10 protein-coding genes are annotated in these 11927 nt (G+C 55.3%); 1 reads left to right on the top strand and 9 read right to left on the bottom strand.

Features of this window, described 5'->3' with window-relative positions:
• Position 1: 1 nt before the first annotated feature.
• The 5 genes from HUN04_25070 to dctP form a co-directional block, all read right to left on the bottom strand.
• Positions 2 to 742, bottom strand: coding sequence for a class I SAM-dependent methyltransferase (locus tag HUN04_25070; protein WDP92815.1), 741 nt, complete (start codon positions 740 to 742; stop codon positions 2 to 4).
• Positions 743 to 1020: 278 nt separating this feature from the next.
• Positions 1021 to 1884 (bottom strand): hypothetical protein, encoded by an 864-nt coding sequence (locus HUN04_25065; protein ID WDP92814.1) that lies wholly within the window; start codon positions 1882 to 1884, stop codon positions 1021 to 1023.
• 20 nt (positions 1885 to 1904) lie between these two features.
• Positions 1905 to 3212 (bottom strand): TRAP transporter large permease subunit, encoded by a 1308-nt coding sequence (locus HUN04_25060; protein WDP92813.1) that lies wholly within the window; start codon positions 3210 to 3212, stop codon positions 1905 to 1907.
• On the bottom strand, positions 3209 to 3745 hold the full coding sequence (locus tag HUN04_25055) for a TRAP transporter small permease (protein ID WDP92812.1): 537 nt from the start codon (positions 3743 to 3745) through the stop codon (positions 3209 to 3211). Before HUN04_25055 ends, HUN04_25060 begins: the two co-directional genes overlap by 4 nt.
• Complete coding sequence (gene dctP / locus HUN04_25050; GenBank protein ID WDP92811.1) at positions 3735 to 4769, bottom strand: TRAP transporter substrate-binding protein DctP; 1035 nt, start codon at positions 4767 to 4769, stop codon at positions 3735 to 3737. The genes HUN04_25055 and dctP overlap by 11 nt, the downstream gene beginning before the upstream one ends.
• Positions 4770 to 5030: 261 nt before the next feature.
• On the opposite strand from dctP, the gene HUN04_25045 reads away from it, so the two are divergent.
• A complete protein-coding gene (locus HUN04_25045; GenBank protein ID WDP92810.1) occupies positions 5031 to 5489 on the top strand; it encodes a ferritin family protein in 459 nt (152 codons plus the stop codon).
• 62 nt (positions 5490 to 5551) lie between these two features.
• On the opposite strand, the gene HUN04_25040 is transcribed toward HUN04_25045, so the two are convergent.
• The 4 genes from HUN04_25040 to HUN04_25025 form a co-directional block, all read right to left on the bottom strand.
• Positions 5552 to 6577 carry an NAD(P)-dependent glycerol-3-phosphate dehydrogenase gene (locus HUN04_25040; protein ID WDP92809.1) on the bottom strand — a complete coding sequence of 342 codons (1026 nt, stop codon included), beginning with the start codon at positions 6575 to 6577 and terminating at the stop codon, positions 5552 to 5554.
• A gap of 163 nt (positions 6578 to 6740) precedes the next feature.
• On the bottom strand, positions 6741 to 7289 hold the full coding sequence (locus HUN04_25035; GenBank protein ID WDP92808.1) for a DJ-1/PfpI family protein: 549 nt from the start codon (positions 7287 to 7289) through the stop codon (positions 6741 to 6743).
• A 77-nt stretch (positions 7290 to 7366) separates the two neighbouring features.
• Entirely contained in the window at positions 7367 to 9862 is a 2496-nt protein-coding gene (locus HUN04_25030; protein WDP92807.1) for a BatD family protein, read from the bottom strand.
• A 76-nt stretch (positions 9863 to 9938) separates the two neighbouring features.
• Positions 9939 to 11912, bottom strand: a complete 1974-nt coding sequence (locus HUN04_25025; GenBank protein WDP92806.1) for a VWA domain-containing protein — start codon at positions 11910 to 11912, stop codon at positions 9939 to 9941.
• Positions 11913 to 11927: the final 15 nt, after the last annotated feature.

Genomic DNA, 11927 nt, shown 5'->3' with positions numbered 1-11927 from the left:
ACTAGGCCCCCCCCTGTTCCGGTTTCACGGCCCGGACAGACCAGAACAGCGGCAGGCCGAACATATTAAAATAACGGGTCCGGTCAATGGAAAGACCGATTTTTTCAAGATGGCTGGGATAGTTGTATATGCTGTGGAAGGCATTTTTCGCAAAGACAGTAAACAGCAGGACCGCAAGATACCAATAAAGGTTTTGAAGGCTGCGGGTGAAAGGGCTGCCGCAGGGATAGCAGAAATCGCCCACCACGAAACCGCCCCCGGGTTTCACAAGTTCTGCCATATGGGTAACCACCTCCTGCATGGCGGTTTCTGAAAAGACGTTCAGAAAGAAATTGGCCACCACCTGGTCATACTTCCCCGGTTCGCTGACATCCAGGATATTGCTGTGAACAAGGCGGATGGGATGGTCAAACTCCCTGTTGCCGATATTCTTTTCAAGGTGCCTGAGCATGGTGGCGGACAGGTCCACCACGGTAACCTTTGCCCCGCGCATGGCTGCATCAACGGCATCCCGTCCGTGGCCGGCGCCGGCGAACAATACCCGCTGCCCGGGCCTCAGATGACTGTTCATTGCTATTTTTGTATTGTGGATCTGACGGCCGCTGTACAGGGTGCTTAAAAAATCGTAGGCCGGGCCGATAAATTTGTACCGGTCCTTTCTACCTGGGGTGCTGCCCGAAATCGCCGGGTCTCCAAAAATCACTGATCCTGATTTTTTTTCAACAAGGGGTGCAATGGCCATCTGGGATTTCCTTTTAATTGGGGTTGTATCATGGGTGGACTGCCGGCTTTTTAACCTGTCGCCCAGGAGATTATCCTTAAAAAGCCTGACTTTATGGCTATGCAATGGGCATACCAGAAACCACCGCCGCCCAACCTGCTGATTTAATGGCACAAAATAACACCGCCATCATTATTCCCAATAAATGATATGACAATATAGTGCCGACCCTGAAAACATATTGGAAAACCCATGTCCTGGTTCCGGCAGGCGTCCCCTGAACTTCAATTAAAATCGTACTATAAATAAAGATGCCGGTGATCCAGATAATACCGGGCCTTTGCCTTGGCCAGTTCGTTGAACAACACACCGGTTTCCAGGGCCGAGGCGTCGGTCTCAAGGATGCGGTTAAGCAGAAAGTCAAACCGCCGGGCATCATTGGTGCCGGCAGCAAGGAAACGGGCCTCGAAAAGGTCGATGAGCAGCATATGCCCGTCATCCACGGCCCTGGCCGCCCGGAACATTTTTGCGGCGTTTTCCGGACCGCAGTCCGGATCCAGGGCCTGGGGCACCATGGCGTAGTAGCAGCCCAGGAATGCTTTGGCCACCCCGTGGAAATAGGTGCCGTCCAGGCGGTCGGCCTGACGGACCATGGCGGTGGCATCGGCCATTTCCAGAAGTGCCAATGGGTCATCAAGGTTCAACATCACCCACATCCCCGTATTCAGCCCGGCCCAGCAGAGTGCCGGTGCCTGGTCCGGCCCCATTTTTTTAACAAGTTCATGCACGGGCACCCCCTCTTTCCGGCCCTGCCTGAACATGGAGTCCTGGGCCAATGCCTGCATGCCGTAGGCTTTTCCGGCAAGAAATAATTCCTTTGCATGGTCCGGATCTGTATCCTCCACAAAAAGGCCGTAGGCAAAATACATATAGGCGCAGTCGGCCAGCAGAACCGGGTTGTCAGGGGAGAGTCCGGCCATTCCCGAGGCCAGCAGAATACCGCCGGGCAGCCCCTCCAGGGCCAGTTTATAGCTTTTGACCCGGCCCATCTGGTTGATAATTTCAGACATGGTGGGCGCCCCGATATAATCCACCCCCAGTTTCATGCAGCCGCCGGCAATAAAAAGAAAGGTGATGAGGATGGATGCTGAAATTTTCCGCATAGCTATTTCTCCCTGGGGTATCAAATCTCCAGCAGGAGTTCCCGCCGGCCGGTTATCTCTAGTAAAAACAGGCTGATATCGGGCAAATACGAAATCAGCAACAATGCCGCCACAAGCAGCAGCAGAAAGGGAATCACGGTTTTATACAATTGGACCACTGGGATATTGAACCTGAGGTTGGCGATGAACAGGTTGATGCCCACCGGCGGGGTGAGGTATCCCACCTCAAGGTTGGCAAGAAATATGATGCCCAGATGCACCGGATCAATGTCAAATACCTCCGCTGCCGGTGCAATGAGGGGGGCCACCACCACAATGGCCGAAAAGATATCCATCAGGCAGCCCACAATGAGCAAAAACAGATTCAGCATCAGAAGGAAGACAACTTTATCGGGAATCCGGGAAATGATCCCGGCCATTATTTTCTGGGGAATCTGCCGGTCCACCATAAAATTGGTCAGGGCCAGGGCCGTACCCAGGATGATCAGGATCGCCCCCACCATTACCATACTTTTCACGGCGACTTCCCCAAGCTGGGACCCTTTAATTTCCCTGTAAATGGTGCACTCGGTGACCAGGGCGTATACTGCTGAAACGCAGGCGGCTTCGGCCACTGAAATCAGGCCGCCGTAGATGCCGATAAGGATCAGAAACGGCAGGGGCACCATCCATTTTATCTCCCGGATACTCGCCTTGAGTTCCCCCAGGCAAAATGGCTGGACCGGCACCCTGCGGCAGATCCCGTAAACCATGCCGAACCCAGAGAGAAAAGAAATAATCAAGGCCCCGGGCAGCACCCCGGCCAGAAACAGATTGCCGATATCGGTGCCCGTGACCATGCCGTAAATGATCACGGCAAGGCTGGGCACAAAAAGCACCCCAGAACTGCCCGAGGCGGTGATGATGCCCGTTGAAAATTTTCTGCCGTACCCCTGGCGGACCAGGGAGGGCATTAAAACCCCGCCAACGGCAACAATGGTGATGCCGCTGCCGCCGGTAAGGGCCGTAAACACCGTGCAGACCAAGACAGCCACAACCGCAGCCCCCCCGGGAATCCATCCGAACATGGCATTGGACAGCCGGATCAGGCGGTGTGAGGCATTGCTTTCGGATAATAAAAATCCTGTAAATATGAATAAGGGGACCGCAACGATTCCCGGGGCATTGGCCAGGCGGTTCATCTCAATAATCACATTGGCCGTGCTCACATCGGATACCAGGGCAAACAACAGGGCGGCACCGCCCCCGATCACGGCAAAGACAGGGGTGCCGCAGGCCAGTGCGGCCATAAAAAGAAGGATCAGCGCGGCTGCAGGCAATGGGCTCATTTCTGACTTGTTTTTCCTTGACCGGCCTGTGATGGGGATATCAGTGAAAGGATCTGAAGGAGGGCACGCACCGCCATCATGAAAAAGCAATAGGGGATGATGACCTTGAGGCACCAGTCCGACACCCCCGGGATCGCCGTCCCCCTGCCCTCTTCCACGGTCATGATCATGTATTCAACCGAGGCGGCCAACAGGACCAGGCACACCCCTGCAAAAAAAAGACGGCCCGCAATTGCAGGTGCAATTTTGTGTTTTGCACCGGCGAGATGATGAATCACATCAATTTTAATATGGCCGTTGTACTCCGTTGCCAGGGAGGCGCCTGCAAATGCGATCCACAGCACACACACCCTAAGCACCTGGTCAATCCATACAAATCCCATGGAGAAACAATACCGCAACAAAATCTGCCCGAATGAAAGAACCAGGATGGTTAAAAGCAGGAGCGATAAGAGTTTTTTTTCCATGGCAACCAGCCCCTGGTTGGCGGCACCAACGCCCCGGGTCAATGATAAAAGCGTATCAGTCGGCACGTGTTGACCTGTAATCGTCCAGGTGGGCCAAAAGCTCGTCAAGCAGGGAACGGGGGAAATCCTTACCGGCCATCTCATACCACACCGGTTTGACAAGGCGTCTGAATTTATCCAGTTCCTCTTTTTCCATACTGATTTTTTTGACCCCCGCCTTCGTCACCATGGCATCAAGGGCCCTTTTGCTGTCCATCCTCGATTTTTGCGTAAATTCCTTAAGCTCGTTGTCACGGATGGCCAGCAGCTTGTCCTGATATGTTTGCGGCAGTCTGTTCCAGGCCTCAATATTGATAAACAGCGCCACCGGGGAATACCTTATTTTCACCGGATTCACATATTTAATGGTCGTGTACAGCTGGCTGCCCAGAATCCATACCGCTGGGGCAATAATGGTATCGGCCATGTTCTGCCGGAGGGCCGGAGAGATTTCAAGCACGCCCATGGGGATGGGCCGCACATCCAGCCTGGCCAGCACCTTATGCTCCACCGGCCCGTACCAGGTCAAAAATTTTGCCTTTTTAAAATCTTCCACCCGGGCCATGGGATATTTGCTGGAATAGATCTGGTCAAAATCCTGGTCCGCCCATGCCGTAATGATGTATCCCCGCTTTCGGGCAAGGGCGTCAAAGGTCGGGAACATCCGTTTTCTGACATAGTCCACTTCATCGTAGCTGTTGAACATAAAGGGAAGCTCCAGGACAGACATTTCCGGCAGGACCATGACCACGCCCTGTCCGGTAAAGGCCGCGCCGTCCAGCTGCCCGATCTTCATCTTGTCGATATAGTCCCGGTCCTCCCCCATGATCCCGCCCCAATACCACCGGGGCGTGAGATTACCGCCGGTGGCCCGGGAAACGGCGGGGTGGATGATCTCGCGGATATGTTTTGCCCACCCCACATGCTTGGGGGCAAGGGAGGCAAGCTTCCAGGTCTGCCGGTCCGACTCGCCGGCACTGTGGCCGGGGGCCGGAAACGCAGCAACGAAAACAAGGCCAAAGAGACCCATAAAAAAATAAAAAGGTTTCATACCGCCCTAAATATGCAAACCCTGCACCAGGGCTTTCAGCAGATTACAGCCCATTGATTTTAAAAAGAATTTACAAAAACCGCCACCGGCATGGCTGCCAAAATATTCGCAAGGGATGAAAATATATGGTCAAACAGCCGGCCGGCGGACTGCAATTTCAATTATCCCAGGTTCGATTTGCAGTGTCTCCGTGGATGGGGTATGATACAGCAATCCCAGAGAATCGCGACAAAAAGACACCAGAAAACAAGGAGCATACAAATGGATTTGGAACAATACAAACAGGTGATTTCAGATGCTATTCAGAGCGAAATTGATGCCAGGCAGTTTTATGAAAAAATAGCGGCAGGCATAAAAGATGATGTCTTAAAACAGACCTTTGAGGAATTTGCAGGAGAAGAGGCAAAACACGAAAAGATCCTCACCCGCATCCTGAACCAGGAACAGGTGACCACTGCCCATTTCAACTGCAACAAGGATTTCAAGGTGGCTGAGACCATTGAACTGCCCCAGGTGACTCCGGACATGGATCTTAAGAACGCCATCGGCCTGGCCATGAAAAATGAAGAAATCGCCATGAAAAAATACACGGCCCTGGCCGAAAACTGTGAGGACCCTGAACTGAAGCTGGTCTTCCAGGATCTGGCCGCCATGGAACGGGGCCATAAGTTCAAGATGGAAGAAAATTTCGTGGATGTGGCCTATCCGGAAGTGTGGTAGGACCGCCTCTTTGTATTGCCGTGGCCTTGGCTCCCCATGGATTCAAGGCCACGACAGTCGTATTAGAGCACCCCGTCCAGTTCGTGTTTTAGGGAACGGTTCATGAGCCGTGCCACGGTTTCCTCCACGGGCCGGCCGTCAAAGAGTACCGAATACACCTCGTTGCAGATGGGCAGATCCACCCCCAGTTTCCGGGACAGATTGTACACTGACCGGGTGGTCTTCACCCCTTCAGCCACCATGCGCATTTCAGATATAATATCGTCCAGGGCCTTTCCCTGGCCGATCTGCTTGCCCACGGTGTAATTCCGGCTCAGTTCTCCGGTGCAGGTCAGCAGCAGATCCCCCACCCCGGCCAGGCCCGACAGGGTCAGGGGATCCGCCCCCAGCCGGGTGCCCAGGCGGTTCATCTCGGTCAGTCCCCGGGTGATCAGGGCCGCCCTGGGGTTCAGCCCCATGTTCATCCCGTCACAGATGCCGGCGGCAATGGCCAGAACATTTTTCATGGCCCCGCCGATCTGGGTCCCCACAGGATCGTCATTTACATAGACTCTGAAAGTGGGGCAGGAGAATACGGCCTGGACAAACTCGGCCACCTCCCGTTCAATGGCGGCGGCCGCCACCACCGTGGGAATCTGTGCTGCCACTTCCTTGGCAAAACTCGGGCCCGAGAGTACGGCAAAATTCTTTTTGGGCAGGTGGTCAATCACATTGGAAAGGATGTCCGTCATGGTTTCGTGGGTTTTGTTTTCAATCCCCTTGGAAGCCGTTACCACCACGGTATCCTTCCCCATAAACGCCTTCATCTGCGTGGCTACGGCCCGCATGCAATGGGAGGGCACCACCACAAGGACCAGGTCCTTATCCGCCACCGCCTGTTTCAGGTCATTGGTGGGTATAATGCGGTCAGGCAGGGTAAACCCCGGAAGAAATACCCGGTTTTCCCTTAAGTTTTCAATATCCGCCTTCACCTCGGGCTCAAACACCCAGAGATCCAGCCCGTATCCCTTGTCAGCCAGCAGTTTGGCCAGGGCCGTGCCCCATGAGCCGGCCCCGATTACCCCTATCTTCACGTTCTCAATATTCATTCGCCTTTTGAGAGATCCGGTGCGGATCCTTTCCTATCGTTTTTCTGGTAAATGGATTGCAAATAGCTGTCTATATATCAAATTTTGTCCGGTTTCAATACCGGGTTTCAGTACTTGGTTTTAATAAGGGGTTCCAATACCGGATTCCAACCGGTCCCCCAATTTATACGGCCAGGCCGCCCCTGACCTCCTCCACCTTTTCCCGGGAATAGAGAATCTCCACCAGTCGGAGGGCAAAGGCCAGCACCGTGCCGGCGCCCCTGGAGGTGATGCAGTTACCGTCCATTACCACATCGGCGTCCTGGGTGTTTCCCGAATCTATCATATGGGTAAAGCCCGGATGGCAGGTCACGGCCCCGGGCCGTACCAGGCCGTGGTGGTGCAGGACCACGGCCGGAGAGGCGCAGATGGCGCCGTAATACCGCTTTGACGCGGCCTGGGCCTTTAGCAGTTGTGCCAGCTCCGGGGAGGCCTTCAGGTTTTCCGCCCCTGGAATCCCCCCGGGCAGGGCAATGAGATCAAATTCTTTATCCATGCAGTCCGAAATCAGACAGTCTGCGATAATCCGGGTCCCCCGGGCCGCCAGGATATCCTCCTGATCCACGGATGCCGCCGTGACCTCAGCCCCGGCCCTGCGGAGCACGTCAATAATGGTGATGGCCTCCATCTCTTCTATCCCCTGTGCCAGGGGGACCAATACCTGTTTTGACATAGACACCTCCTTTATGAATGGGAAATTGTATGGCCGGTAAGATTTTCCCGGCCCCCGGGCGGTCCTGCGGCCGAAACCTAAATAATTTCAGCCTCGCCGCCCCCTATCCAGCCTACCTTTCCCCCGGCAAACCGGATCTTAAAATGATTATTTTTTTTATCCAGCACCCTCACCCGTGTGCCGGCATGGAGATCAAACAGCAATGTGGCCGTTTCCATGGTGCCGGAGCGGACAGCAACGGTTTCCCCAAGGATCACCGCCCGGTGCTCGGAGTTAAGACGCCAGGCCTCAAGCCCTGTGGTCGTCAAAAAGAGAAAAAACACCAGAGCCATGGCCGTGCCCGCACCTGAAAAGATATTTTTTTTAAGGGCCCGCCGTCCACCGGCCCAGGCAAAAAATACAAAAGAAGCGCCGATGGATAAAAACTGCAGCCATTTCAGGGAAACCAGCCCCTGCCAGAAAAAGAGGACGTCCCTGAAAGAAAACTTCTCATCGGCCTTGTCCCTGACCTGCTCCAATGCATGGGCCAGGTTGAAATTTAAATCAGGGTCATTGGGTGCCAGGCGCTTTGCCCGCTCGTACCATAGCACGGCCCGGCCCAGTTCCCCGGCCTTGAAATAGGCATTGCCCAGATTGTAGAACAGATCCGGGTTCTTTACCCCTGCGGCGGCAATGGCCTCAAAATTCTCCGCAGCAGCCCCGTATTCACCCGCCTGGTAGGCACGGGCCCCGTCAATAAAATGCCGGGCATGGTCCGCGGCCCCGGCCGGGGTGGGCATGAGACTCACCGCAGGCAAAAGGCATAAAAACAGGACCAGGGTTTTAATGACACTGCGGACGCCGGACAGGCAGCGGCCGGCGGTTTCTTTATCCATTGCAGCACCGCCGAACCGGGCGCCGTCCAGGGTATCCATGACCTCCAGTACCTGATCTGTAAACTTTGGATCATTCCCCGGACCGGACAGAATCTCCCGGGCCTCGGTCCGGGTCAGGCTTGCCCCCTCTTTCCCGCCTTTGGCCAGCAGGCCTGATGTCAGGGCAGACTGAAGCAGGCCTGAAAATTCAGGGCTGTCCACCCCGGCCTTTTCCGCCGCTGCCAGTTCTGATCTGGCCCGGACACGGTATTGTTCAGCAATGGTTTTTTCCCGGCCCCTGTATTGGAGGAAGGTTGAAAATCCGGCAAATCCCAGCCCAGGGACCAGCACCAGCGTTAAAAACCAGTGCAGGGGCAGATGGTCGTCGGGGCGGATACCGGAAATGTCCTCCCGGATGTCCAGTATGTCCTTATTTTTAAGGACCACCGCCTGTTTTGCCCCGGCCATCGGCCCAGCGGCGGTATCTGGTGCCCCCTGACCGGACTCAACCAGGGTGGCCGGTTCTCCCGGCAGCACCCTGAGCCCTATGGGAGCCGTGGAAATGGTCTTATAGGTATTGCTCTTCACATGAAAAAATACCAGGGAGAGAGGACCGATGGTCACGTCCCCGGGCTTTGAGGGCACCAGGGCCCGCTTGAAGATTTTTTTGCCGGCCAGCCCCTGTTCCGTGGCATTGATTTCTTCCACCGGACTGTCCTCATAAACCTTGAACCGGCCCTCGGGGAGATTTAAGGACGGCATGGCCGCATCCATGATGTTTCCCTGGCCCTGCACCGTGAGGGTGAGGGTGGCTGATTCTCCGGCTTTCATCTCTTCTTTATCCAGGGCGGCAGCCATGGTGAAGTCTCCCACAAGCCCGGAAAATGCGGTATTGCCTGTGTATTGGGGAAGGGGGGAAACCGCCAGGGTCACTGGGTTGGAGACCACCCGCACCGGCCTTGTGGGCGTGGTATTGAAAAAGGAGTCATTGAAAAAAGAATCAAAGGGATCGGCCGAGCGCCGTGAGCGTCCCACAGGCTCTTTAACCACAAATACAGCCGGTGCAATGTCAAAGGTACCGGGCGATTCCCCCTGGATCAGGTATTTGACTTCACTGACCATATAGGTCTGGCCTTTCACCTCTTCCCTGTACTTTTTCCACTGGGTCAGTTCCCTGGCCGCCACGCCTTCAAATCCCGGCGGGTCAAAGGAGGCGCCGGCAAACGCCCTGGCCGCGTAGAGTTTAAGGGTGTAAACCGTCTGCTGGCCGGTCACCGTTTCGGCATCCTCCAGGCTTGCCCGGGCGAAATAGGTGCGGGGTTGCCCCGCGGCCCCGGTATCTTTTGAGACAAGAATCCTGATCTCCCGGGTCATGGCCCGCTCCCCGCCCCGAACCACGGCAAGGGGGGGGACGGTCAGCACCCCTGTTTTTTTGGGCACCAGCATATACCGGTGGATCGCCTGGCGGGACCACTTGCCGTTAATGGCGTTGATACTGGTCTGCGTCCCCGAAGAGACCACCTCAAAATCCGTTATGGGCGACAGATCCACCTCGCCCTTGCCGCCGTCCACGGTAAGTTCCAAGGAGACGGCTTCTCCGGGGCTGATCCGGGTCCGGTCCACCTGGGCCGTGACCGTAAAACAATTGCCCAGGGCAGGCAGACAGAAAACAAGGCCGAGAATGAGTAAAAAACGGTATTTTCGTAAAGAATTTATCATCTTATCTCTGATTTTTGATTTGCTGTACGCATGTTTGACAGATGTTTCTTCCATCCTTATGCCAATGGTATCCATTTTACCAGTCTTTTTCTATTTTTGACGGGCCGCCGCTCTGGATGACGCCCCCCATACCGGGTTTGTCTTCCAGCCGGTTGAGTTTATTTTCCAGCAGGGTTGCCCCGGGTTGCCCCGGGCGCTTTTCTTTTTCTCCTTGGGATGCCTGTCCCGGTCCGGCCTTGGGATGGGCTGCATCCTGGGCATTATCCCCGCCCTGCTCTTTTTCCTGGTTTTTGGGCTCAGGAGGCGGGCCGGCCGGGTTCTGTTGTTTTCCTTCCGGCGGATTCTTTTCTCCCCCGGTCGGCTTCGTATTCCCCCGGGAACTATCCTGACCCGGCTTTTTTGAAACCTGTTCGGCCTGATTTTGCTTATTCCGGTCCTGGTTGCCCTTATTCTGCTTGTCGCGGTTTTGGTTGTCCTGGTCCTGGTCTTGGCCTTGGTCCTGGCTTTGGCCTTGGTTATTCCGGTCTTTTTCGTTTTGGTCTTTTTTTCCGGAATCCTTATCACCCGCCTGTTTTTTCTGTTCCTGCTCCTTTTGTTCTTCCAGCTTTTTCTTTACGAATTCCAGATTCTCCTTGGCCTGGGTGTCCTCCGGGAATTCCTTGAGCAGGGTTTCAAAATCCGTGACAGATTGTTCCAGGTTCCCCTGGCGGTACCGGGTATTGGCCAGATTGTACAGGGCATTTTTGCGCAACACCTTGTCCCTGGACCGGGACGCCTGTAAAAAATTGGTCTCGGCCAGATCATATTCCCCGGCCCCGTAAGCCGCAGCACCGATATTGTAGTAGAGCCGAAGCTCCTCGGGCCGGGCAAGCTGGGCATCAATAAAGGCCTTTTGGGCTTTCTGGTAATCTTTCTTTTCCCAGGCGGCCATTCCCTCCTTCACCGGAGATGAAAAAAGGCCGGCACGGGCAGGGCCGGGCAGGACCATGCCTGCGGCCAGTGCGAAAACCAGGATTCCCATGAGCATGCGCGGATCGCCCCCGGATTTGGCTGAAGCCGGCCTGTTTGCCAGCATCAGTTCAAGGAGCAGGAACAGGAGCGCCGGCACCAGAACCCATTGAAACCGCTGGGCCCAAACCTTTTTCTTTCCCTGGGTCAGCCCCCGGCGCTCCATGGTTTCAAGAATATCCTTGGTATAAATCAACTCCAGATCCATGTCACCGGCCACGGAACGGACATACCGCCCCCCTGTCATGGCCGTAATTTTTTTAAGCAGGGTTTCATCCACCTTGGAGAGCATGATATTGCCCCGGCTGTCTTTTTCAAATCCCCCTTCCTTCCTGGGGATGGGGGCGCCGGCCGGGTCCCCCACACCAATGGCAAAGACCCTGATCTTCTCCTTGGCAAGGGTCTGGGCCAGCTCTGTGAGGGCCTCGCTCCCCTGGGCTGTATCTTCACCGTCCGTAATCAGGATGATGGCTTTTTCCGTGTCGGATTCAGAATCAAATCCTTTGTAGCAAGTCATAAGCGCGGCCGTCAAATCCGTTCCCCCCACGGGCAGATAATCGGGCGTCAGGGCATCCAGAAAAATATGGAATGCCGGATAATCCAGGGTCAGGGGGCATTGGAGCATTGCCTGGCCGGAAAAGGCCACGAGTCCGGCCCGGTCCGAATGGAGCAGGCGTGTCAGGTCGATGATCTCCCGTTTGGCCCGGGTCAGCCGGGTGGGGGGGACGTCCTGGGCCAGCATGCTCCGGGAACAGTCCAGGGCCACCATGATATCCACCCCTTTCTGGGTGATTTTTTCCCAGTGAAACCCTGCCTGGGGCCCTGCCAGCGCAACCAGAGCCAGGCTGAGTCCGGCTGCGACAAGGCAGGCCTTTATCCATTTGCGGGTATAGGTAAACCCCGGCAGAATATAGGGAAGCATCCCGGGGTCGGCAAACCGGGAAAGGATTTTTTTGTGTCGCCGTATACCATAGACCAGCAGCCCAATCAGGGGCAATACCCCCCAGAGCAGAAAAAGATAAGGGGGATGGGAAAACTTCATCTTGCTTGAATTTCC

Origin of the sequence: Desulfobacter sp., from assembly GCA_028768525.1 — a bacterium.
Taxonomy (GTDB): Bacteria; Desulfobacterota; Desulfobacteria; order Desulfobacterales; family Desulfobacteraceae; genus Desulfobacter.
The sequence above is the reverse complement of the archived record's forward strand: the minus strand, read 5'-3'. Positions and strand labels throughout refer to the sequence as shown.